Raw genomic sequence first — 25,018 nt, forward strand, 5'->3', positions numbered from 1 at the left:
AAGCTGCCAGCAAAGCAGCTTTTTCAGTTTACACCGGTTCTTTTATATCTGTTCCCTGAGCTTCTTCAAAATTTTTTTCTCCATTCTGGAAACCTGTACCTGGGAAATCCCCAGTTCTTCTGCGATCTCCGTCTGGGTATGATCCTGAAAATACCGCATACGGATCAGCTGGCGTTCTCTTTCCTCCAGTTTTCCCAGCATCTCATTCAGAAATATTTTTTCCAGTGCCTGTTCCTGTCCGTTTTCCTTCTCCGGAATCCTGTCCAGGAGTGCAATATCATTGCCTTCCCCCTGATATATTATTTTATGCAGGGATTCCACTTCTGCACCTGATTCCAGGGACATGACCACTTCTTCCTCCTGCAGTCCTACAGCCTCTGCAATCTCCCCGAGCCCCGGTTCCCTTCCCAGTGTCTTTTCCAGTTCTTCCCTCGCGCGGTAAATTTTGAAGCAGTTCTCCTTCAGGCTTCTGCTTACTTTCAGGATTCCATCATCCCTTAAATATCGTTTGATCTCTCCCACGATCATGGGTACAGCATAAGTAGAAAATCGGACTTCGAAAGAAGTGTCAAAATGGTCCACTGCTTTCAGCAGACCAATACTTCCGATCTGGAAAAGATCTTCCATGTCCACGCCTCTTCCTAGAAATCTTTTCGCCACACTGTAGATCAGTCCTGCATTTTCTTTAAATATGGTATCTCTTGCCTCTTTATCTCCCTGGTGCGACCTCTCGATGAGAGCAAGAGTATGCTCCATTCCTACCTCCCGATGATTTTCTTCATATGCACAGTCGTTCCTTTTCCCGGCTGTGATTCCACTGTCACCTCATCCATGAATGCTTCCATAAATGTAAATCCCATCCCTGATCTGTCCTTATCCGGTCTGGTCGTAAAAAGTGGTTCCATGGCCTTTTTTATGTCTGCGATCCCGGTTCCATGATCTTTGATATCCACCAGAAATTCTTTTCCATCCAGACGGCATTTCATCTCGATCTTGCTTACCTTTCCCTCATAAGCATGAATAATACAGTTGGTCACAGCCTCCGAAACAGCTGTCTTTAAATCCGCCACCTCCTCCAGTGTAGGATTCAGCTGTGTACAGAAAGCTGCTGCTGTCACTCTCGCCAGCCCTTCATTTACAGGCCGGCTGTCAAAAATGATCTGCATTTCATTGGTATTATCCATCATATGCCCTCCCCTTCTTTATACTTCCCTGCAGATTTCCACAAATTTGTAAACTCCGGATAAATGCAGAAGTTTTTCAATATATGCACTGACCCCTGTAGCACGGATACAGTCTCCCCGCATTCCCATTGCCCGGTATCTTCCCATGATCAGTCCGATCCCGGAGCTGTCCATAAACATGGTTTCCGAAAAATCAAATATCATAGTTCGGATATATTTTTTCCGCATGATATTGTCGGATTCTTTTCGGATATCCTCTGATACCGGATGATCCACTTCCTCCGGAAGATGGACTGTCAGGCAGTTTCCCTGTACTTCAAATACGCTCTTCATATTCTTCTTATTCCCCCTGTTACATAATAAAGTTTCCCGCCTGCAGCGGGTCGCTTCAGTGACATAATTCCTTTCCGCCGCAGTGCGATCCTGCCCGGAGGTATTTTTGTATAATAGGAAATTCATTGAAATTTCCTATTATACAAAAAAGAGACCTGCATATTTCTACACACATCTCTTTTGTATTTTATAAAATTCTAATATCCGCTGTCATAAGAGCCATCGTCATAGGATTCATCATAAGAACTGTCATCATAACTGTTGTCTCCAGATTCATCATAAGACGAGGTATCCGCTGAGTAATCCTCACTATCAGAGGAAGTATCTCCTGATGAATCTTCACTGTCAGATGAAGTATCTTCTGATGAAGTATCTTCTGATGAAGTATCTCCCGATGAGGTATCACTGCCATCCCCTGAATCTCCTTCAATACCGGTGACACCTGTACTGCTGCAGATGGAATTGTAAATTCCCTTCAGGCTGTCCGAAAGTGTATCTGCATAAACATTCTGAACCTTCAGGGCAGCTTCGTCCACATTCTGCTGCTGCAGTGCTGTGTAAGCTTCCAGAAGAGCTTCATAGCTGCTGCTTTTCTTCTTCTCTTCTTCGATCTGTTTGGAAGCTGCAGCCACTGTGTCATCTGATTCCTGCGCCTGACTCTGCGCTTTCGTAAGTTCAGCTCCCTGGCTGGACACCGCATCGCTGTATTTTACGATCTGCTGGTTGGCCTCCCTGTAGATTCCCTGACGTATAGAAGGCACTGCCAGAAGATAAAATGCCAGAAGTCCCGCACCAAAACCGGCTACCAGTGTAAAAAACAATGAGATCCTGGACTGTTCTTTGTAAGCAGGAACCTGAACCGTCATATCCACGCTGCTGTTTTCCTGCTCTGCTTTCTTCCCTGCCCCGTTCCTGAAAAATCCTTTTTTCTGATGCTCCAGTTTCGTAGTCACACCTGTCTGATCATCAATCTCTTTCAGAAACCGGAGAGTTGTTGTATTGGTCTTATCGATCCTTGCGGCTTTTCTCAATGCCTTCCTGGCTCTGTTGTATTCTCCTTCTTTCATACGGATCAATGCCAGAAGATGATATCCCTTGATCAGTTTGGGATTCTGGGTCAGAATCTTTTTCAGCCGTATGGCAGCCATATCCTCATGTCCTTCCCTGCACAGGTTCAGGGCATCATTATATTTTCGGATCGTCTCATTAATTGCCTCAAGCTTATTGGAATTAGCCTGCAGTTTATTGATATATTCTGTTGCAAGATTTCTGGTAGGCTGAAGATTTTTGCTGATCACCCATTCACTGAGCGCAGACACCACCTCACCAGTCTCAAAATATACCAGTCCCAGCAGATTTCTGGCCTGTATATTATGTTTATTATAAATCAGGCTCTGCTTCAGACAGCTGATCGCACCTGACAGATCGCGGACACTTGCCTTCTCCAGTCCCATATTGTAATAATGTCTAGAAAGGTAATCCACCTTTTTCTGGATAAGTACATTACATCCGCAGCGAGGACAATAATCCAGATCCTTATCTGCCAGAAATGCACCACAATTCATACAATTCATGTATTTCTCCTTATTTCACCCGGCGCTGGCTTTTGGCCTCACGGAGAACTTCCTGAAGAACATCCAGAATATCTGTCAGTTCCCTTTCATATATGGCGCCCTCCGCATCTGTCACATCCAGGCACGGTTCAAACTTCTTAAGTTCCTCTTCGTAATCTATCATTTCTTATTTCTCCTGATCACATCTTTAATCTCACCTACAAGATACAGAGATCCTACACAGAAAAGCATCCCATCTTCCCCTTTGGCTTCCAGTGCTCTTCCAAATGCTGTTTCAATATCTTCCACAGCTTCTACCGATGAAACTCCTGCTTCTGCGAAAAGCTTCGCAAATCTTTCTGCCGGAACTTCACGGTATCCTCCTACAGAAGTCACAACCACATGGCGGAATGTGATCCTGCTGCAGATCGTATGTATCATATCTGTATAATCTTTGTCATCTACTGCTGAGAAAAGCAAAGTCAGCGGACATTCTTTCTGGAAATGCTCTGCTGTCTCTACGAACTTCTCAACTCCGTCCTCATTATGCGCACCGTCCACGATCACACCTGGAAGCACTGTTTCCATTCTTCCCTGCCAGCGTGTTCTGACAATTCCTTCATGGATCTTATCCACAGATACAGGAATCATATTCTGCAAAACTTCCATAGTCTTTAAGGCAAGTGCACTGTTCATCACCTGATATTTCGCAATAAACGGAATGGAGAAAACCGTATCCCCATAATACTCATTCTGGAATGAAAAATCAATGCCTGCGGAAGTATTTCTGATAATTCCCGTATCAGATCTCTTCACTTCATAGGCCGGACTTCCCAGTTCTTCTGCTTTCGCACGGATCACCGCTGCTGCATCCGGATCATTCCCGTCATAGATCACCGGGACGCCAGGTACAATGATACCAGCCTTTTCCCCTGCAATTTTTGCCACAGTATCACCCAGATACTGCATATGATCCAGACTAATGGAAGTGATCACACAGGCAACCGGATTCTCCACTGCTGTGGTCGCATCCATCCTGCCACCAAGTCCTGTTTCCAGAGTCACATAATCTACTCCCGCCTCTGCGAAGATCACCATTCCCATCAGGAACAGCATTTCGAAATAAGTCGGATGATAACTTCCTTCTGCAACCAGTTCATCAGAAAGCGCCTTTACTTTCTCAAAAGCTTTCAGGAATGTATCATTGTCAATATTTACCTCATTGATCTGAAATCTCTCATTGATCTCAACCAGATGAGGAGAAGTAAACAGTCCGCAGGAATATCCGGCTTCACGCAGGATTGATGTCAGAAATGCACATGTACTGCCCTTTCCATTGGTACCCGCTACATGGATCACCTTGAATCTGTCCTGAGGATTGCCCAGTCTTCTTAAACATTCCTTCGTATGATCCAGACTGTTTTTCTTGGTAAATTTCGGAGTTTCATCAATATAAGCAACTGCTTCTTCGTAATTCATAAAAAATTCCACCACTTATCTATAATGTATTTGAGATATCCAGGATTCCAAAGTCTAAAAGTCGTTCGTGCCTGCATGACAAGATCTCTGACCCCGAAACCATGATTCTCTTTCGTTACTTTAACATTATATAATAGTGGTGGAAGATGTCCAGTACCAATCGTAATATTTTATCCGACAAAATCTGGTTGATTAATCCCCAGCTGTATCTGTGCTCTCACTCAATTTCCATTTATTTTCTGCATAAAGTGCATAACAGGAGCGGTCGTAACTCTTACTCAGCGGTTTCCTTGTGGAACTATTACTTCGCTGGATCACCGACAGCCTGTCAAAATCCGTCAGTTCTGTTCCTGTTATCATCAATGTCGTAGGATTCAGATAAATGGTATCATACCATTCTCCATTTAATTTGATTTCACTGGAAGGCGTAAACTCCGTTCCCTTGATATAATACGTGTGATCCGTTTCCGATATACACTGTATGGAATCCAGCGTTACATCATAGATACCCATTCTCATCCTTGTACGTTGATACGGGCTTTCCCCTCCATAGGAATAGCGTTCTCCATACAGCAGGTCATACTGAAGGGTTTCCAGATCCACCTGATAATTCTTGGTATTTCTTCTGGCCTGATGATAACGGAAAATGGTTCCCTCATGGATTCCCACACGATCCATTACCTCTGCTGCCATCTGATATGCAGCAAGATTTTCGTTCTTTTTCTTCAGTCCAAAATTATCCCACATGACATATTCTGTCTGGAACAGATATTTATTATCCAGATCCTCAACAGTCAGTCCCATAGTCGGAAGATGGTCACCATACATAACCAGAACCACATCCTCAGGATAATCCGCAAGCCTGTCTGTCAGCTCTTTGACGAAATTATCCATCTCATGGATTTCATTTACGTAATATTCCCACTTGTTATTCTCTGCCTCTGTTGATGCGCCGGAAACAGTGATCTCCGGATCCTCAAGGATCTGTTCATCCGGATATGCACCATGTCCCTGTACGGAAATCGTGTATACATAGTCAGGACCTTCTGTGGAATCCAGACATTTGATGATCTCATCTGTCAGAACTTCATCTTTTACCCAGCCGTTGGGATTCTTATCATCCTCTCTGGCCATATATTCTTCGGATGTAAAGGTATCAAATCCAAGATTCGGGAATATATATCTTCTGCCATAAAAGTTCGATTCATTGTTATGTACTGCATGAGTGGTATATCCCAGACTTTCCAGCACATAAGGAGCACTCTCGCAGGTAGTCTCTTTCAGAATACTCTTATACGGATATTCTCCTGGTCCGAAATAATGCATGCTCATTCCGGTGATAGATTCGAACTCTGTGTTGGCAGTTCCTGCGCCAACAGACGGAACCTTATAGTATCCTGAGGAATAATCCTTCATCAGCTGACGGAAACTAGGAATAGGATCTTCTGAAATATTCAGGTAATTTACCAGCGTAGGATCAAAGAATGATTCCAGCTGAAGAAACAAAATATTCGGACGTTTTTCTTCCTGAGTTTCGGGGAGATTTTTCTCCGTCTTTTCTATTCTCGCAATCTCCTCCTCGGAATAATCCCGGGGACAACTGATACCTGTATTGAAAATAGTAGTTGCCAGACAATACGGATATCCGTAATCTTCATAGGCAAAGGCAATATTTCCGAAATAATTGGAAAGTACTCTCTTTTCCAGTGCAAGCTGTGTACTTCCAGCGAAAAGCAGTCCTGCCAGAATGATCAGCGGAATATTGTATCTGTATTTCAGTTTCCCTGTATATTTCGGTCCTTTGATCAGCAGGATCAAAAGCAGCAGGATCACGATTCCAAACAGGATGCAGACTGTCACAACACCTGCAAAAGGCAGGTATTTGTTGGCAACCTTCAGCGCATCGGTGATCAGATGCAGATCCGGTCCGGTAAAAGGCGTAACACGGTTCAGCAGGAGAACGCCATTGATAATGGCCAGTATCAGCCAGAACAACGTAACCAGGACCCTCCAGAACGTTCTTCTCCTGAACAGATAAACAATCAGTGACGAAGTGAAAATAAAAGCTGCATTATATGCGAAAACCAGCGGTTTTTGGGTCATATAATTCCAGGCTTCTATAAATGAGTGACGGCAGATTGCCTCCATAACAAAATATCCTGCAGCACTGGCAAGTACATGGAGTAAAAGGGATATCTTGTTACAAATCTTGTACAATTTCATATATGCACTCCCTTATTTCTTAAGCTGCTCTAACTGTCCTTTAACCTTATCCATCATTTCTTTGTATTTTGCAAGTTTATCTTTCTCCGCATCAACTTTTGCAGCAGGTGCCTTGTTTACGAAGTTCGGATTATTCAGCATACCTTCGCATCTTGCGATCTCTTTTGTGAGACGTTCTGTTTCTTTTGTCAGACGTTCGATCTCTTTCTCTTTGTCGATCAGGTCTTCTAACGGCATGTATACAACCGCATTGGAAACAACTACGGAAACTGCATCCTCGCTGATTCCTTCCTTGTCTGTCTGTACCAGAATTTCTTTTGCAAATGCAAGATTTACAAAGGATTTCTTGCTGTTCTCATACATTGCTGCTGTATCAGCATCTTTTACAACGATATGCAGGCTTGTCTTACGGTTGTTCGGAACGTTCATCTCTGTTCTGGTATTACGGATACCTCTTACAACCTCTTTGAAGCCCTCGATTGCTTTCTCGGCATCCGGGAAGTTTCTCTCATCTCTGTATACCGGCCAGTCGGAGATCATAATGGACTCTTCTTCCGGAAGAAGTGTGCAGTAGATTTCCTCTGTGATAAATGGCATATACGGATGAAGAAGTTTCAGGCCTTCTGTCAGTGCTGTTCTTAATGTCCAGAGTGCATCGTTGGCAGCTTTCGGATCTTCCTCTGCTTTCCACAGACGGACTTTAGCCATCTCGATGTACCAGTCACAGAGTTCATCCCACAGGAAATCATAAACTTTCTGTACTGCGATACCCAGCTCATATTTTTCCATGTTCTCTGTTGCTTCACGGATGACTGTATTTAAGTGAGACAGGATCCATTTATCTTCTGCACAGAGATCATTTAAGTTCTCCGGTTCTGTCACTGTCTTGCCGTCCAGGTTCATCATAATGAAACGGGAAGCATTCCAGATCTTGTTTGCAAAGTTACGGCTGCTTTCTACTTTTTCCCAGTAGAAACGCATGTCGTTTCCAGGTGCATTACCTGTCATCAGTGTCAGACGAAGAGCATCTGCGCCGTACTTGTCGATAACTTCCAGCGGGTCAATACCATTTCCAAGAGACTTACTCATTTTACGTCCCTGGGAATCACGTACCAGACCATGGATCAGTACATGGTGGAACGGAACCTTGTCTGTCTGCTCCAGAGCAGAGAATACCATACGGATAACCCAGAAGAAAATAATATCATATCCCGTAACAAGTACATCTGTTGGATAGAAGTATTCCAGTTCCGGTGTTTTGTCCGGCCAGCCAAGTGTGGAGAATGGCCATAAGGCAGAACTGAACCAGGTATCCAGTGTATCCTCATCCTGATGAAGATGTGTGCATCCACATTTCGGGCATTTCTCAGGCATTTCTCTTGCTACCACTACTTCACCGCAGTCATCACAGTAATAAGCCGGGATTCTGTGTCCCCACCATAACTGTCTGGAAATACACCAGTCACGGATGTTCTCAAGCCAGTGAAGATATGTTTTGTCAAAACGAGACGGAACGAATTTCAGATCTCCGTCATCCAGTGCTTTGATCGCAGCTTTTGCCATCTCATCCATCTTTACAAACCACTGTGGTTTGATCATTGGCTCTACCGTTGTGCCGCAGCGATCATGGGTTCCAACGCTGTGATTGTGCGGAACTACTTTTACCAGAAGTCCAAGTGCATCCAGATCTGCTACCATTGCCTTACGCGCTTCATAACGATCCATACCGGCGTATTTTCCGCCAAGTTCGTTGATGGTTGCATCATCATTCATGATGTTGATCTCTTCCAGATTGTGACGACGTCCAACCTCGAAATCGTTAGGGTCATGAGCAGGCGTGATCTTTACACATCCTGTTCCGAATTCTTTGTCTACATATTCATCAGCGATCACAGGAATCTCTCTGTCTGTCAGAGGAAGTTTCAGCATCTTGCCGATGAGATCTTTGTAACGCTCATCTTCCGGGTTTACGGCAACAGCAGTATCACCCAGCAGAGTCTCCGGACGTGTAGTTGCGATCTCTACGAAACGTCCCTCTTCCCCTACGATCGGGTAATTGATGTGCCAGAAATATCCGTCCTGGTCTTCATGCTCAACTTCTGCATCAGAGATGGAAGTCTGGCATACCGGACACCAGTTGATAATTCTGGAACCTTTGTAGATGTAGCCTTTTTCATATAATTTGATGAATACTTCCTGTACTGCCTTGGAACATCCCTCATCCATTGTGAAACGTTCTCTCTCCCAGTCTGCGGAAGCCCCCAGTTTCTTTAACTGATTGATGATCTTTCCGCCGTATTCTTCTTTCCATGCCCATGCATGTTTTAAGAATTCCTCACGGCCGATATCGTGTTTGTCGATCCCTTCTTTTTTCAGTTTATCGATAACCTTAACCTCTGTAGCGATGGCTGCATGGTCAGTTCCCGGCTGCCATAATGCTTCATATCCCTGCATTCTCTTGAAACGGATCAGGATATCCTGCATGGTTTCATCCAGCGCATGTCCCATGTGAAGCTGACCGGTTACGTTTGGCGGCGGCATAACAATTGTAAACGGTTTCTTGTCCGGGTTTACTTTTGCATGGAAATAGCCGTTGTCCATCCATTTCTGGTAAAGACGCTCTTCGATTCCCTTAGGATCGTAGGTTTTTGCAAGTTCTTTGCTCATAATGTCCTCCTGGTATTATATGTTCTATCTGTAATTTGAAGTATCTACGGATCACTCCGCGGTAAAGTAATACCATTACAGCCAAACGAATAAAATTATCCGCCTTGCTCTATGCTTTTTTGATCTGATAACCATCTCATATATCCTGAACATTTTATCCGATTAAAAAAGCCCCTTACACGCATTATACGTGCAAAGGGCGACATAAATCGCGGTACCACCTTAGTTTGTCTCTCATTCCCTTAACGCGGGATACGTGAAAGCCTACCATGCGCGTATATGAATCTCACTATTATCATACCACTCACTTCAGCCTCCCGGCTCCAAAGCTACCTTCAGCGCTTCCGTTCCCGGGAAACCTTTCAGCTTATAAGCTTCCCTCTCTGTGGGGCATCCCCGCCTACTCCTCTTTTTCACAGCCTTTTTCTGGATTCTACTATAATGAAAAAAGCATTTTTTGTCAAGGATGTTTCACGGGATTTCACAAATTTATGCCTGCAATTGTTTATCAAATGGATAAAATCAGCCTCTTTGCCGACTGCTAATAACTTAGTAACTGTTCCGCAGTTTATTCGGTTAAATATATAAAAACAGCGAGCAAACATTTGGTTTACCCGCTGTAAAAGAAATACTAAATTATGGTCTTTTTGTAAAAAGGGATTTTTATCTGCTATATTATTTACAGAGCTTTTTAAACTCATCAGCTACGAACTGAACTTTCGTGCCGATTACAACCTGAACAGAATTTTTACCAGGTCTGATCACACCGGCAACACCAGCTGATTTGATTTTCTTTTCATCAACAGCTGTGTAATCTTTGATTTCCAGACGAAGTCTTGTAATGCAGTTATCGATAGATGCAACGTTTCCTTTTCCGCCAACACCTTCTAAGATAATTTTTGCAACTTCTGTAAAGTTATCGTTTGCAAGCTTTACAGTTGTTTCATCTGTATCATCATCTTCTCTTCCAGGAGTCTTCAGATCAAATTTAAGGATTGCAAATCTGAATACTACATAGAATACGATGAATGCTGCGATTCCCAGAGGAATGATCAGCCATGTTTTCTGTGCTGCAGGCAGAGATGCGGAGAACAGAAGGTCTGTTGCACCTGCTGAGAATGAGAAGCCTGCACGGAATCCCAATAATACTGTGACAACTGTAAAGATACCATATAATAATGCATAAATAACATAAAGTCCAGGAGCCAGGAACATGAAACCAAATTCGAACGGCTCTGTAACACCGCAGATAAATGCACAAAGTGCTGCGGAAGCTACCAGACCAATATCAACTTTTATTTCTCCCTGTTTCTTTTTAAAACCGATTCCCCGTCCCATCACAATTACTTCTGCACCGGATTTCTCATATGCCGAGATAATATTGTTATTGATCACTTTTTAATTTTGTCAAAAATCGCTATTGTATTTTCATTCTTCTTTGTGTTTTATCTGATATTTTTCACATTTTGTCCTGTATTTTTTCTTTTTCTTCTTTTCTGCAATAAAGTGACAAATCGTTTATTCCACACTTTTCAGGGATTCTACCATGTCAATCTTCTTTAATTTCTGATGCATAAACAGATTTACGATCATGGAGAATCCAATTGTCAGCAGTCCGCAGTACGGGAAACTGACAGGATTAATATTTCTTCCGAACATGACCGCATCCACTTCCACAGTACGGATAATATATCTGTGCAAAAAGATTCCGAATACAGCCCCTGCCAGCACGCCGATGAGGGTAAGGATAACGTTCTCCCTGTATACATAGGCAGAAACTTCATTATCATAGAATCCCAGTACCTTCAGGGTTGCCAGTTCTCTCTGGCGCTCCGTAATATTGACATTGTTCAGATTATACAGGACCACGAAAGCAAGCATTCCCGCAGAAATGATCAGCACTATGATTACCGTATCCAATGCTCCCAGCATTCTGTGAAGCTGAGCCTCCAGACTGCTGGTATAGCTGATGCTTAATGCAGCCGGGTGCTTCAGGATCTCATTTCCCACCTCAGATTCTGATTCTTTATATTCCTCTTTTACTGTGAACACAGTAGCAGAATAGTCAGGCTTCTCCCCGAAGGTCTGTTCATAGACATTTCCTGTCATATAAATATAATGTCCCATGTAATTCTCTGTCACTGCTGCGATCTTTGTCTCATAATTTTTCCCATCCTTTGTGATGGTCATGGTATCCCCAACTTTCAGCCCTGTCAGGGTTGCCGTCTTCTCACTGATCACTGTACCTGCATCAGTCAGCTTATATTTCTCTTTTGTCTTTCTGTCCTGAAGTGTTACATCCTTATTAAAGGTCTCAAGATTCTCAGGCACATACACATATACGCTGATATTGGATTTATTTCTGGGAACACTCATCTTGGTAAATTGGACATGAGTATATCTCTCAATCTGGCTGTTATTTTCCAGAAATTCATCCAGCTCCTGTCTCTCCTTATCCGTTGCATCCTCATCATCAATAATCGTTCCTGTATAATGCTGAAGCTCCTGATACTGCCGTCTGGCAATATCCATAATGGAATCCCTGAGTCCAAAACCTACCAGCATCAGCGCCATACTTCCCGAAATACCGAAAATCGTCATAAAGAAACGTTTTTTATATCGGAAAAGGTTTCTCAGAGTAGCTTTCCATGTAAAATTCAAGTGCTTCCAGAAAAGCGGGATCCGTTCCAGCAGGATTCTCTTACCCTCCTTAGGAGCAGGAGGACGCATCAGTGATGCCGGAGTTTCCGCCAGTGCCCTGTAACAGGAGAAAATGGTGGCTCCGACAGTACACACAGTTGCCGCACCTGCTGCTATCATTGCAAATTTAAATTCATAACGGATCTGGATATTGTTCATCATACCCTTATACATAATGCCATACCCGTTAATAATAACCCAGGGCAGGATTTTCTCTCCGATCAGAATTCCCAAGATACTGCCTCCCACTGTGGCAAGAAAGGCATACAGCAGATATTTGGATGCAATTGCATACTTGCCGTATCCCAGAGCCTTCATTGTACCGATCTGAGTTCTCTGTTCCTCCACCATGCGTGTCATGGTAGTCAGACTTACCAATGCAGCCACAAGGAAAAAGATAACAGGGAAAACCTGTCCGATACTTCTCATTCTGTCTGCATTATCCCCATAATCTGAATATTCTGGCAGATCATTACGGTCCGTTACCATCCATTCCGGCATACTGATATCATCGATCTCATCCTGAGCATCCTGAATCTTCTTCTCACCGTCTGCGATTTCTTTCTCTGCATCCTTCTTACCGTCTTCGTATTCTTTTTTACCTTCTTCCAGATCCTTTTCAGCTTTCTTGATGTCCTTTCTGGAATCCTTCAGCTTCTGCTCGTTCTCTGAGATTTCCTTCTCGCCATCCTTCAGCTTCTGTTCATTCTCGGCAATCTCTTTCTCACCGGAAGCAAGCTTTCCTTCATTCTCCTGGATCTGTGCTTCTCCTGAAGCAAGTTCTGCCTCCTTCTCCTCTAACTGAGCCTGACTGGAATTTAATTTTGTTCTTGCAGCATCGATCTGTTCCTGTGCTGACTCAAGCTGAGCTTCTTTTTCCTGAATCTCTTTTCTGGCAGGCTCCAGCTTCTTCTCCTGAGCCTTCACCTCTTTCCATCCTGCATCAATCTTTGCCTGGGCATCGGGAAGTGCAGCTTCCTGCTGGTTCAATTCTGCTTCCTTTGCATCAAGCTGGGCCAGTCCGCTCTCCACCTGGCTTAAACCACTCTCCAGTTCACTTCTTGCTGCTGCGATCTGGTTTCTGGATGCTTCCAGCTGGGCTGCCTGACTGTCCACCTGCTCCTGATAAGCGGAAACCTGTGCTGCCAGAGCCGCTAGGTCTTCCTCGGAATATGTGCCTGAAGCTTGTGCCTGCTCATACTGTGCCTGCAATGCTGCAAGCTGACTTCTGGCACCCTCAAGCTGAGCCTCTCCTTCTGCAAGTCCGGCCTCCTGCTGCTCAATCTGCGCAAGTCCCTGATCGCAGCTTTCCTTTTTGGCATTTAAGTCCTGTCTGGTTGCTGCAATCTGCTCTCTGCCTGACTGGATCTGCGCCTTGCCATTGTCAAGCTCCTGCTGACTCTGGGTAAGCTGCGTCTTTGCATCTGCAATCTTCTTCTCACCGGCACTTAACTGGTTCTTGCCATCCTCAAGCTGAGCCTTTCCATCATCAAGCTTTGCCTGGTTTTCGGAAACCTCCGCCCATCCGGCATTCAGCTGTTCCTTTGCAGATGCGATCTGTGCTCTGCCACTGGCAATCTGCTCTTTCGCACTGGCAAGCTGGGATCTGCCGTCCTCTAACTCCTTCTTTGCATCTGCAAGCCGGGCTTTTCCGTCCTCCAGTTCCTTTTTTGCGTCTGCAAGCTTTTTCTTGCCATCCTTATATTCCTTCTTGCCATCTTTTAACTTCTTTTCGCCATCCTCCAATTCTTTTCTGGCATCCGCAAGCTTCTCATCAGCCTCCTTCTTGCCATCTTCAAGTTCCTGTCTGGCATCTGCAAGCTTGTCATTAGCTTCCTCTACAATCTCATCATATCTAACCTGGCACCGTTCTGCCTCAATCCCCTCCACTTGCTCCTGCACTCGCTCTATCAGGGAATCATAAGCATCTGTATAGCTGATCAGATCCTGTGCCCCATGAGCCTGCACATAGATCTGTGTATAAACCTCCTGGTCAAAATTCTCAGGGAGCACATAGGCAAATCCATTAACCTCACCGGAACCCAGAGTGGAATTTCCGCGATTATAGGATATGTAAAGCGGACTCTCTCCTAAACCTACAACTGTGTAATCTGTCTTTTTCAACAGTTCGCTGTCTCCGCCCTCTTTCAGGGTAATCTGATCTCCTACCTGATATCCATTGCTCTCAGCAAAAATACAGTCAAGAAAAATCTCTCCGCTTTTTTCCGGAGCTTTTCCCTCTGTCACAGAGATACGGTTCATGGTTTGATTCACAGCTTCCACATGGAGTACCTTCTGCTTCTCGCCTTCCCCACACATTACATCTGTCCCATAAGCACCCTCTGCATTCTCTACTCCGTCCACCTGCTTAACGGCAGCTACATCATCCTCCGTCAGTCCCAGAGTTCCCACTACTTTGATATCCATAAGATTGGTTTCATCATAATAGGCATCACCTGAGAAGCGCATATCCGGTGACGAGGCCTGTATCCCGGAGAAAAACGCAACTCCCAGAGCAACGATCATAAATATGGAAATAAACCTGGCCTTACTTTTGCGTATCTCCATCCAGAAATCTTTATGCATTGCTTTCATACTCATCACCTACCATTCTATCTCCTCAATCGGTGTAGGATGGTCATTCATCGTCATCCTGGAAACCTTTCCGTTCTTGATCTTGATCACACGGTCTGCCATAGGTGTCAGCGCCGAGTTATGGGTAATGACAATCACTGTCATTCCACGCTCTCTGCACATATCCTGCAAAAGTTTCAGGATTGCCTTACCTGTCTGGTAGTCCAGTGCTCCTGTGGGCTCATCACACAACAACAGCTTGGGATTCTTCGCCAGTGCCCTGGCAATGGAAACTCTCTGCTGCTCACCACCGGAAAGCTGTGCCGGGAAATTGGTTAGTCTGTCCTTCAGTCCCACTTCCTCCAGAATCTCCCTGGCATCCAGCGGATTTTTACAGATCTGCAATGCCAGTTCTACGTTCTCCAGCGCTGTAAGATTAGGCACCAGATTATAGAACTGGAATACAAATCCAATATCATTTCTCCGATAACCGGTAAGCTGCCTGCTGTTATATCTGGCAATATTCCTTCCATCCACTAGAACTTCTCCGCTGGTAGCCTGATCCATACCCCCAAGAATGTTCAGCACTGTCGTCTTGCCCGCACCGCTGGGACCAACAATCACTACGAACTCTCCCTTGGCAATTTCAAAGCTGATCTCATCTACTGCAACAATCTTTACTTCTTTGGTTCCATATATCTTGGAAACCTTATCCAGTTTTACATATGCATCTGTCATCTCGCTCATCCGCATTTCCCCTGTAATTTTATTTTTGCCATACCGGTAATTTTATTTTGTTACAATTATTAACGATTCTTTTGAACCCGATTTATTTCCGTATTTATTTACAGGCAGGTCAAATTCTGACCTGCCTGGTAGTCTTAATGCTTATATTCATTGTAACACATCATACTTATAATTCAAAATAAAATATTCATAAACAAATGCAAAATCGTTACCGTCCGCTCCGTTCACGGTAACACAAAATCACTCAATCCACGGAATCTCATAATTCCAGGATTTACGAATATCGTCCAGGATTTTCATGATCCTTATTGTCTCTGCATGAGGCATTTCCGGACACTCCAGTTTGCCCTCTTGGATTGCTTTCATGCAGGATTCTACCTCATATTCATATCCTGAGATCTGTTCCGGCACAACATAAGAAGCCACTTCTTTATGGTCAGTATCAAACACTGTAATCTTTTCCGGATTATTGATATTCTGCACCTGCATATATCCTCTGGTTCCGAAAATACTTCCCATTCTGTCTGAGATTTCTCTTGCTCCACACTGAAGGGTTGCCATGCGGTCTCCCTCAAACACCATGGCAATGCTGTCCAGAATATCCACTCCATTCCGAAAGATTGCAGTAGCCTTTACATCCTTTACCTTATCGCCAAGCACCATAGAGGCAAAATTGATCGGATATACGCCTACATCCAGAAGAGCACCTCCTGCAAGCTCCGGTTTACGGATACGTTCCACATGACTTACTGTATAGCTGAGATTCGCGGTAACTGCCGTAACTTCTCCGATCACACCACTTTCAATAATATCGTTGATCATCTTTCTGGACGGCATATATCTTGTCCAGATTGCTTCTGTGATCAGAAGCTTTTTCTCTTTTGCAAGATCAAATAATTTTTGTGCCTGCTCTGCATTTACAGTAAATGCCTTTTCACAAAGCACATGCTTTCCCGCTTCCAGACACATCTTTGCATGCAGATAATGGTGTGAATGAGGAGTTGCGATATAAACCAGTTCAACCTCATCATCTGCCAGCATTTCCTCATAGGATCCATATGCTTTTTTTACTTCATATTTCTGTGCAAATACCCGGGCACGTTCCAGATCACGGGCAGCAACCGCATACGCCTCCACATCTTTCATTCCTGCCACTGTTTTCGCCATAGTAGAAGCAATGCCTCCTGCTCCCAGAATACCTAACTTCATTTTATTGTCCTCCCATATTTATAGCAGATAAAATTATCCACTTCGCTACTTGCTCTAATTTTACAGCATCATCGCCCGAAGAACAAGTTTATTCCGTTATATGTTTATCCCATATCATTCATTTATTTTTTCAATTTCTCTTTTTTTCGTTTCGTCATCAACCCTCCAATCCTTCCGGTCTCTTTCGCAGACAGACTTTTCCATCCATCACTCAATACTCTGTCCAGCAGTCCCATTTCCTCTGCAATTTCATACTTCATTCTGGTATCCGGTAACAATTCTCCATCAAGATAAGCTTTTATTTCCTTCTCTTTATTCAAAACAGCCCACACTCCTTTTCTTTGGAGTATGGGCTGTTTTCTTAATTTTTATACTGTATTTCACTGTATTTCATGCAAACAGATATTCACAATCCGCTTCGCTGCCTGCTTGATTCGGTTAAACTTCTGTCTATTACAGATTGGATCCTGAGATTCTGTTATCTTTTCGGAATAATAATTGCAGCAATGATATATGCCCAGATTCCCGCACCGCCAAAGCAGGTAAGGATCACCCATGCCAGACGCACCAGCGTAGGGTCAATATCAAAATATTCTGCGATTCCTCCACATACACCGCAAAGCATACTGTTTTCTGATGATTTGTATAAACGTTTGTCACCCATGTCCATTTCCTCCTTAAACCCAGATTAGTCAAGCAGATAAAATCATCCGCTTCGCTACTTACTCTACACCGAATAACTTCCTGATTCGGTTAAATACCACTTTTATTTCTGCACGTCAGAGTATATGCTCTTCAGGATATCTACAAATCTCTGTGCTCTTTCCCGGAGAAATCTACTGATATATTTCCCATACCGCACTCCAGATCCAGTTTCCTGTCTGCGCCTTTATTGGAAATGGTTTTCTCCCGTCCAAGTCCGCTGTAAGAATCAGAACCTACATCCAGATTTCCCACTCCACATTCCAGATCATAATTATAATCCTCCTGCGTACCGGTCAGTGTCAGATCCAGTTCACCCAGACCACATTCTCCATCTGTCTTCCTGGCACTCAGATCTGCAAATGTCATACTTCCGGTTCCGATTTCCAGATCTGCCTCCCTTGCAGTCACCGGATTCTTACTTTCAAATTCCCCGGCTCCCATCTCCACACTCAGCTTCTCTGTCTCAATATCTCTGTTCAGATAAACAGTACCTGCACCCATCTCAATCTCCAGCTCCTGAAGCTTAACATCTTCCGGATAGGAAATATGCACCTTTCTGGTTTTAGACAGCTTTTTCGTGCTTCTGACCTTAAGAGTATCCGAACTCTCCTTCACTGTCACATTCTTCCCACTGTCATCATAAACTCTGACACAGAAACTGTCGCCCTCTTCCAGAATCAGCTCATCGTACTTCAGCTCTATATCCAGCTTTGTGGGCTGATACTTCAACTGATATACAGTGCCATCTTCCTCATTCTCATCAACAGCGCGGGCATAATCCTCACTGTCGTCACAGTCGTCGCTGTCGTCATAATCATCGCTGTCATAGTCATCGCTGTCATCATAATCACCACTGTCGTCATAATCATCATCGTCATCATAATCATCGCTGTCATCATAATCATACTCCCCATCTGCCACCAGAAGCACCCTTTTCAGGCTTTTCACCCCTGTCAGTTCCGACATACTGGCTCCCATAACACCACCGGCAGCTGTCAGCCCGATTCCCACAGCACCAAAAATTCCCGCTGCGATCAACATTCCTTTTGTAAACTTCTTCATTTAACCGCCTCCTTTCTCTTTCTGTAAAGCAACCTGTTAAAAAAGTCAGTAATCTTCCGAAACCACTTCGGCACAATACGTACTGCGACACTGATCAGCCCCAATACCATAAGGATTGCCAGAGCAATCATCAGACATCCAATTCCTATTGTCATAATCCCGGTTCCGGTCATTACAGTCAAAAGCCCTGCTCCAGCCACAACAGCTGCGATTCCGCCAACCAGTAAAGCCACAGCACCTATGCCCAATCCAACGATCAGCCAGAACGGAAGCAGTAAGATTCCAACTGCAAATGTCAGAATCCCACCAACAGCCCCCTTAACAAAAGGAGAAATAAAAACCAGCAGGATCACCGCAAGGATCAGCACCGCCTGATTCCCCTTTCCGAAAAAACGCTTCCCTGTTCCCGACTCTTCTCCATATTTCTCAGGCATCTGTCCTCTCTCTTTAGTCCGGGCATCCTCATAGCCATGCTCCGTATATTCTCCATACTCATAGCCTCCTGCCGAACCTTTCAGATCCGCCTTGATGATCGCTGCAACCTTCTTGGGACTTCCAAGTTCCCTGAGCACCGAAGCTTCATTCTCAGCTCCTGCATCATCGAAATAACTATTATAAAAATCAAGGGCATCCTGCCTCTCTGTCTCGGAAATATCAGCAAGCAGCTTCTCCAGCTCCTGCATAAACCGCGCCCTGTCCATCATCCTATTCCTCCCTCAAACATCCCACTGATCTTGGATGCATAAATTTTCCACTCAGCCTTGTAAAGCTCCAGCTGCGCAGCACCTCTGTCCGTCAGCTTATAATAACGCCGGTTACGTCCTGCATAAGCCATATCATAAACCTCCAGGCAATCATCCTTCTGCAGCCTCCTGAGAACCGGATACAAAGTAGACTCCGAAACATCAAGAACTCCCCGCACATCCTGCGTGATCTTATATCCGTACGTCCCCTCTTTCTCCTTGGAAACAACCGCCAGAACAATCGCATCCAAAAGCGCAGCACCTGTATTAAAAACCATATGCTCACTCCCTTGTTTCAATTGTATTCTGTACATATGCCATCATCCCGGAAAAACAACCATTCCCTCACTTGTGCATATTATACAGTTCAATAATATTGTTTTGTTTACTATATTATATATTGTATAATATCATTTTGTCAATACTATTTAGCAAAAATTAATTATCCCTTATAATTATTTTGCTACATATTCTATACAGTAGCTACTTCATAAAAAAAAAACTTTGGAAAAGATATATGTCTGGATGCATTTGCAGGCGTCTTCGATCTTCTTAGATGCCGAAACCGCACCCGGACAAATATCTTTTTCCAAGCGCCCCTCATCAAAAACTTACAGAAAAGGAAAACGATCAATTATGAATGAAAATACAGTGCAACTCCCCCCGGCATTCCTCACCCGCATGGAAGAAATGCTTGGCAGCGAATACTCCGACTTCCTCGCCAGTTTCGATTCTCCCCGTACCTACGGTCTTCGCGTAAACACTTCCAAGATCAACTGCAGGGATTTCGAAAAACTGACTCCTTTTTCCATCAGGTCAATTCCATGGATCAAAAACGGCTATTTCTACGAGGAAGATGTCCGTCCATCCAGATGTCCTTATTATCAGGCCGGTCTCTACTATCTCCAGGAGCCAAGCGCCATGACCCCTGCATCCCGCATTCCGATTGAACCAGGCGACAGAGTCCTTGACCTCTGCGCAGCCCCAGGCGGAAAAGCGACTGCCGCAGGCGCAGCCCTCCAGGGGCAGGGACTTCTGGTGGCTAATGACATCAGCACTTCCCGCGCCAGAGCTCTCCTGCGAAACTTGGAACTATTCGGCATTCCAAATGTCTTCGTGGCAAACGAAGCACCTGCCAAACTTACCAAAGCATTCCCTGAATTTTTCGATAAGATCATTCTGGATGCCCCATGCTCAGGCGAAGGAATGTTCCGCAAAGAAGAAGCCCTCGCCAAAGACTGGACTCCTGAGAAATCTCAGGAACTTGCAGAAATCCAAAAAGAGCTTTCACTCCAGGCAGCTGATATGCTCCGTCCCGGTGGACTGATGCTTTACTCCACCTGCACATTCGCCCCAATTGAAGATGAGCAGACGGTTTCCTATCTTCTGGAAAACCGTCCAGACATGGAACTGGTAGAAATGGAAGATTACGAGGGATTCTCCCATGGCGTCCCGGAATGGGGAAATGGAAATCCGGAACTTGCCAAATGCATCCGAATCTTCCCCCACAAAATGAACGGAGAAGGTCACTTCCTCGCTCTCTTTCATAAAAAAGGGCAGGCTATTCATGAGAACTCCTGTCCTCACACAAAGCCGGACAAAAACGCCTTCCCATTAATTGAAGAATTTCTGAACGAAATCGGTCTGAAAACTTTAGGAGGCCAGCCATTTAACTGGGAACGTGTAGAAATCCGAGGTGACAAAGCATACTATCTGCCTCCGGTTGCCCACGACTTCCGTGGCATTACATTCCTGAGAAACGGTCTATATCTCGGCGACCTGAAGAAAAACCGCTTCGAGCCGTCTCAGCCACTTGCACTGGCAATCCACAAAGACGAAGCAGAGGCAGTTATCTCCCTCTCTGCCTCCGACGAGAGAATTACCAGATACCTGAAAGGCGAAACCTTAAACATCGAACCGGAAGAAGCCGCCCACAAAAAAGGCTGGCACCTCCTCTGCGCAGATGGTTATCCGATCGGTTTCGGCAAGCTGGTCAATCAGATCCTGAAAAACAAATATCCGGCAGGGTGGCGCGTATAACACGCGCTTTTCCCTCCCGGATATTTGCTTTTTATTCCTCTTACAGCAAAATTGCTTTCTGCAGCGTAAACGAATAAATAATCTTCTCTTTCACCTTCATTCCCGTCATACGCTCCAGCGCCTGCGCATAATCTTCAAGCTGTACATGATACAGATCAACCAATTTCTGCTCCTGACCTTTTCTCACTCTGTCCGTCTTATAATCTACCAGTACGATTTCGCCATCTTCTGTAAAATACGCATCTATGATTCCCTGCACCAGTATCGTCTCATCCTTCCAGGAATCATCCAGCAGAGATGCACTTCTCCGGATCACAAACGGCTGCTCTCTGTAAAGCTGTTTTTTCACAACAGCTTTCTTCATTCTCTGCCCCAGCTCAGAATCCACAAATTTTTTTATATCCCTGATACGGATACACTCTGCCTCCTGTTCTGTCATCTTCTGACTTTCAAGAAGTCTCTTTAACTGGACCTCAAGCTGTTCCTCACTTTCCACTTCTGCATAATCCAGGCACTCCATCAATCTATGATAAGCTGTACCTCTGGCAGCACCTTTATATTCTTCCTGTTTCTCTGCCATAAATGCAGGAACCGGCGCCTCCTGCTCTTCCACCTGTTCCTCTGCAGACACACTGATATTCTCTTCCAGTTCACTTTCATCATGCCAGCTTCTCTTTTTCAGATCAGAAACACTGACTTTAACCGGAATATCCTCCAGATATTTATAAGGATACACAAAAGAGAATCTCTTCTCAATTTCTTCTCTGACTTCTTTATCGTATACCTGATCTGCATCCCAGTTTTTCAGATATTCCTCCTGCATCTGATTTCCCGCCTGAAGGATCACTGCCTTCTCTGTCATCTGACGTACCGTCACTTTCTTTATCACAAAATCAGAAACATCATCATAAATGCCTTTCTGTTTCTTCATCAGAATTCCATATTCTCCCAGGAGCTCACTCATCGCCCTGTGTCTCACAAGTGCAGGCAGTACAAACGCCCAGTAATTCTTCGCCTTTATTCTGGTTCCCAGCGGAAGCAGTTCCTCTTCTTCATCCAGAAAACGGGACAAAGATACCATCTGTTTCTCCAGTTTTCCCACAGTCCCTGTAAGGATCAGCTTCTCCTTTGCCCTGGTCATGGCAACATAAAGCACTCGCAGTTCCTCACCAAGACTCTCCTTCAGAAGCTGTCTCCGGATAATCTGTTTATTCAGTGAAGAGGCAATCACTCGTTTCTCCGGGATCACTGCGTCCGCTCCTATTCCAAGTTCCGGATGAAGCAGAAGTCCTGCATTCATGTCCTGAAAATTAAACTGCTTTCCCATACCTGCCACAAACACAACCGGGAATTCCAGGCCTTTACTCTTATGGATCGTCATGATCTCCACAGCAGTATTTCCTGCACCTGTCAGATTCACTTCTCCATAATCCACTTCATAGGCCTGTAACTGTTCAATATAACGGACAAAGTTAAATAAACCTCTGTAACTGGTTTTCTCATAGTCCATAGCTTTCTCCACAAGCATGGTCAGGTTTGCAAAACGCTGCTCACCTCCCGGAAGTGCTCTGGCATAATTTCCATATCCGGTTTCTTTCAGCACATAAAGGATCAGTTCATGCACCGGCGTATATGCCGCCATGTTTCTTACTTTCTCCAGAAGCTGCAGGAAATTTGAAAGTTTTAATTTTAAAAAATCTTTCTCAGTTAAAAAGTCTGTTTTACTACTTTCACCCACATACGCAGTCAAGCTCTCATAAAGCAGTCCTTTCGGATAATGTATCCTCAGTTCTGCCAGTTCCTGCGACGTGCATCCCACGATTGGCGAGCGAAGCACTCCCATAAGCGGAATATCCTGCAATGGATTATCGCACACCTTCAGATAATTCAGAACCGTAACAATCTCAAGCGCAGAGAAATATCCTGTCCTGGACGTACAGTACACAGGAATCCCCTGAGATGCCAGCACTTCCCGGAAAGTTTCTGCCCAGCCATAAGCAGTCCGCAGCAGGATTACAATATCCCCGTACTCTACAGACCGATACTCTCTCGTTTCTTTGTCTACGATCTGCTCTTTTCCCACAATCTCCTGAATCCTCTGAGCAATCGCCAGCGCCTCCAGTTCCTGGGCATTCTGATTCTCCAGCTCCATCTGACTACCCTGCGCACCTGCATCCGCAGACTCCTGCACATCAGCCATTTCTTCTCCGTCTTTCTCGATCAGAAGTACTTCTGTTTTTACAAACTCTTCTGACTCTCCCTCTGGAAAAGAAGCTCCCGGATAAAGTGCCGCGTCTTTATCATAAGCAACACCACCCAGGTCTTCTCCCATGATCTGACGGAAAATAAAATTCACACTCTCCAGAACCTGTGCCCTGCTTCGGAAATTTTTATGCAGATCGATCCTCTGTTCTTTCGCTTCTTCTGTAGAATAACTCTTATACTTCTCCATAAAAAGTTCCGGACGCGCCAGACGGAACCGATAAATACTCTGCTTCACATCTCCTACCATAAAGATATTCTTCTTCTGGTTGATCCAGCCTGAGACTGCAGTCGTCAGAAGTTCCTGCACAAAGTTACTGTCCTGATATTCATCTACTAGAACCTCATCATACTTTGCCGAAAGTTCCCTCGCAGCCTGAGACATATGGATTTCCTCCCCTTCCTTTGTCATAAGGATCTGCAGGGCAAAGTGCTCCATATCTGTAAAATCAAGAATATTCTTCTCTCTCTTCGCCATCCCGAACTGTTCCATAAATTGTATAGTTAATTCAATCAGCATTTCTATCGGTTCTCTGACATATCTGATCATTTCCAGTATTTCTTCTTCTGAACTCTGGAAATATCTCTGTCCCAGTTCCTTCAGGATTCCTTTTTCTTCATCTCTTAACTCCTTAACTCTCTGTTTCTTCTGTTCTTCTACATCCAGTGCCTTCTTGGTACTAAGACGTGCAAATGCCGGCTTCACCAGCACTTTTACTGTCCCGTTATAGTCCCTTTTCTCTGCCAGTTCCTGCAAATCTCTCACAAGGATAAGGTCACTGTTTAATGCATCCTCATACAGATACGGGCCGTCCGCCTCTGCACACACATTCCGTGCCTCCCGTATCAGAAGTTCTGCTTCCTGCAGTTCATCTCCCACTGCATCCCAGAGCATCTTCATCCACTCTGTCTCTCTCAGTTCCTCCAGTGACTCAATCCTGTAATCCCCCAGACATTTCTGCAGCCATTCCTCCGGAAATGGGTTACTCATTGCCATTTCATATAATTTCTGTATCAGATCTCCCAGGTTTTCATCTGATTTTCCTGTTGCAAAACATTCTACAAATTTCTGAAACTTTTCGTCTTTCTGTGCATAATGCTCCTCAAGCAGTGCTTTCACCACATCTCCTCTAAGAAGTTTCAGTTCTCCTTCATCTGCTGTCCGATATCCAGGGTCCAGTCCGATCAGATGGAAGTAATTTCGGATAATATACGCACAGAATCCATCAATCGTCGTGATCTGTGCTGTATGAAGTAACGTCGTCTGACGCTGCAGATGCTCATTATCCGGATCCTCACCAAGTGCCTTTTCAATTACAGCAGAGATCCTCTCTTTCATCTCACCTGCTGCAGCCCTTGTGAATGTCATGATCAGGAGCCTGTCAATATCTGCCGGATGAGTATTATCTGTGATCTTGCTCAAAATACGTTCTACCAGTACTGCTGTTTTTCCGGATCCCGCTGCTGCGCTGACCAGGATATTTCTGTCCCGCAGCCGGATAACCTCCTGCTGCTCTTTTGTCCACTGTACACCCAT

Annotated in this window: 18 protein-coding genes, 2 pseudogenes and 1 other annotated feature; of the genes and pseudogenes, 1 reads left to right on the forward strand and 19 read right to left on the reverse strand. The window is 44.6% G+C overall.

The genetic code is table 11. The features are described from left to right. Positions 1–42 precede the first annotated feature (42 nt). From sigF to R8695_RS13225, 18 genes and pseudogenes are all read right to left on the reverse strand, one after another. On the reverse strand, positions 43–756 hold the full coding sequence (gene sigF / locus R8695_RS13140) for an RNA polymerase sporulation sigma factor SigF (protein WP_118509274.1): 714 nt from the start codon (positions 754–756) through the stop codon (positions 43–45). A 2-nt stretch (positions 757–758) separates the two neighbouring features. Further along, complete coding sequence (gene spoIIAB, locus R8695_RS13145) at positions 759–1,184, reverse strand: anti-sigma F factor (RefSeq protein WP_118509273.1); 426 nt, start codon at positions 1,182–1,184, stop codon at positions 759–761. A gap of 18 nt (positions 1,185–1,202) precedes the next feature. Then, positions 1,203–1,517: an STAS domain-containing protein gene (locus R8695_RS13150; protein ID WP_118509272.1), complete on the reverse strand. Its 315-nt coding sequence runs from the start codon at positions 1,515–1,517 to the stop codon at positions 1,203–1,205. A 197-nt stretch (positions 1,518–1,714) separates the two neighbouring features. Beyond that, positions 1,715–3,091 carry a tetratricopeptide repeat protein gene (locus R8695_RS13155; protein WP_154780821.1) on the reverse strand — a complete coding sequence of 459 codons (1,377 nt, stop codon included), beginning with the start codon at positions 3,089–3,091 and terminating at the stop codon, positions 1,715–1,717. 10 nt (positions 3,092–3,101) lie between these two features. Beyond that, on the reverse strand, positions 3,102–3,254 hold the full coding sequence (locus R8695_RS13160) for a hypothetical protein (RefSeq protein WP_167515492.1): 153 nt from the start codon (positions 3,252–3,254) through the stop codon (positions 3,102–3,104). Further along, positions 3,251–4,549, reverse strand: a complete 1,299-nt coding sequence (locus tag R8695_RS13165; RefSeq protein ID WP_118509270.1) for a bifunctional folylpolyglutamate synthase/dihydrofolate synthase — start codon at positions 4,547–4,549, stop codon at positions 3,251–3,253. Before R8695_RS13165 ends, R8695_RS13160 begins: the two co-directional genes overlap by 4 nt. Positions 4,550–4,741: 192 nt before the next feature. Then, on the reverse strand, positions 4,742–6,772 hold the full coding sequence (locus R8695_RS13170) for an LTA synthase family protein (protein WP_118509269.1): 2,031 nt from the start codon (positions 6,770–6,772) through the stop codon (positions 4,742–4,744). A 12-nt stretch (positions 6,773–6,784) separates the two neighbouring features. Continuing rightward, complete coding sequence (locus R8695_RS13175) at positions 6,785–9,439, reverse strand: valine--tRNA ligase (RefSeq protein WP_154780820.1); 2,655 nt, start codon at positions 9,437–9,439, stop codon at positions 6,785–6,787. Positions 9,440–9,631: 192 nt separating this feature from the next. Beyond that, positions 9,632–9,865 (reverse strand) — a binding site (T-box leader). A 249-nt stretch (positions 9,866–10,114) separates the two neighbouring features. Next, positions 10,115–10,735, reverse strand: a pseudogene (locus R8695_RS13180) (glucose PTS transporter subunit EIIB); the annotation flags it as partial. 15 nt (positions 10,736–10,750) lie between these two features. Continuing rightward, positions 10,751–10,834, reverse strand: a pseudogene (locus tag R8695_RS17740) (CAT RNA binding domain-containing protein); the annotation flags it as partial. Between the two features lie 123 nt (positions 10,835–10,957). Further along, positions 10,958–14,740: an FtsX-like permease family protein gene (locus tag R8695_RS13190; RefSeq protein ID WP_154780818.1), complete on the reverse strand. Its 3,783-nt coding sequence runs from the start codon at positions 14,738–14,740 to the stop codon at positions 10,958–10,960. A gap of 3 nt (positions 14,741–14,743) precedes the next feature. Further along, on the reverse strand, positions 14,744–15,460 hold the full coding sequence (locus R8695_RS13195) for an ABC transporter ATP-binding protein (RefSeq protein ID WP_330585257.1): 717 nt from the start codon (positions 15,458–15,460) through the stop codon (positions 14,744–14,746). 240 nt (positions 15,461–15,700) lie between these two features. Beyond that, a complete protein-coding gene (locus tag R8695_RS13200) occupies positions 15,701–16,669 on the reverse strand; it encodes a Gfo/Idh/MocA family protein (protein ID WP_154780817.1) in 969 nt (322 codons plus the stop codon). 122 nt (positions 16,670–16,791) lie between these two features. Next, positions 16,792–16,989 (reverse strand): small, acid-soluble spore protein, alpha/beta type, encoded by a 198-nt coding sequence (locus tag R8695_RS13205; RefSeq protein WP_019162537.1) that lies wholly within the window; start codon positions 16,987–16,989, stop codon positions 16,792–16,794. 158 nt (positions 16,990–17,147) lie between these two features. Continuing rightward, positions 17,148–17,333, reverse strand: a complete 186-nt coding sequence (locus R8695_RS13210) for a PspC domain-containing protein (RefSeq protein ID WP_008706626.1) — start codon at positions 17,331–17,333, stop codon at positions 17,148–17,150. Positions 17,334–17,473: 140 nt separating this feature from the next. Then, positions 17,474–18,436 carry a DUF4097 family beta strand repeat-containing protein gene (locus tag R8695_RS13215; RefSeq protein ID WP_243139577.1) on the reverse strand — a complete coding sequence of 321 codons (963 nt, stop codon included), beginning with the start codon at positions 18,434–18,436 and terminating at the stop codon, positions 17,474–17,476. Then, a complete protein-coding gene (locus R8695_RS13220; RefSeq protein ID WP_243139576.1) occupies positions 18,433–19,140 on the reverse strand; it encodes a DUF1700 domain-containing protein in 708 nt (235 codons plus the stop codon). The genes R8695_RS13215 and R8695_RS13220 overlap by 4 nt, the downstream gene beginning before the upstream one ends. Continuing rightward, the gene (locus R8695_RS13225) at positions 19,137–19,457 is read right to left on the reverse strand and encodes a PadR family transcriptional regulator (RefSeq protein ID WP_118509259.1); all 321 of its coding nucleotides are present in this window, start codon (positions 19,455–19,457) and stop codon (positions 19,137–19,139) included. The genes R8695_RS13220 and R8695_RS13225 overlap by 4 nt, the downstream gene beginning before the upstream one ends. A gap of 358 nt (positions 19,458–19,815) precedes the next feature. Here R8695_RS13225 and R8695_RS13230 point away from each other — a divergent pair, with 358 nt between their 5' ends. Next, positions 19,816–21,219: an RsmF rRNA methyltransferase first C-terminal domain-containing protein gene (locus R8695_RS13230; protein ID WP_154780816.1), complete on the forward strand. Its 1,404-nt coding sequence runs from the start codon at positions 19,816–19,818 to the stop codon at positions 21,217–21,219. Between the two features lie 40 nt (positions 21,220–21,259). Here R8695_RS13230 and addA read toward each other — a convergent pair whose 3' ends face one another. Next, the gene (gene addA / locus R8695_RS13235; protein ID WP_154780815.1) at positions 21,260–25,018 is read right to left on the reverse strand and encodes a helicase-exonuclease AddAB subunit AddA; all 3,759 of its coding nucleotides are present in this window, start codon (positions 25,016–25,018) and stop codon (positions 21,260–21,262) included.

It is taken from the genome of Blautia luti, assembly GCF_033096465.1.
Lineage (GTDB): Bacteria > Bacillota > Clostridia > Lachnospirales > Lachnospiraceae > Blautia_A > Blautia_A luti.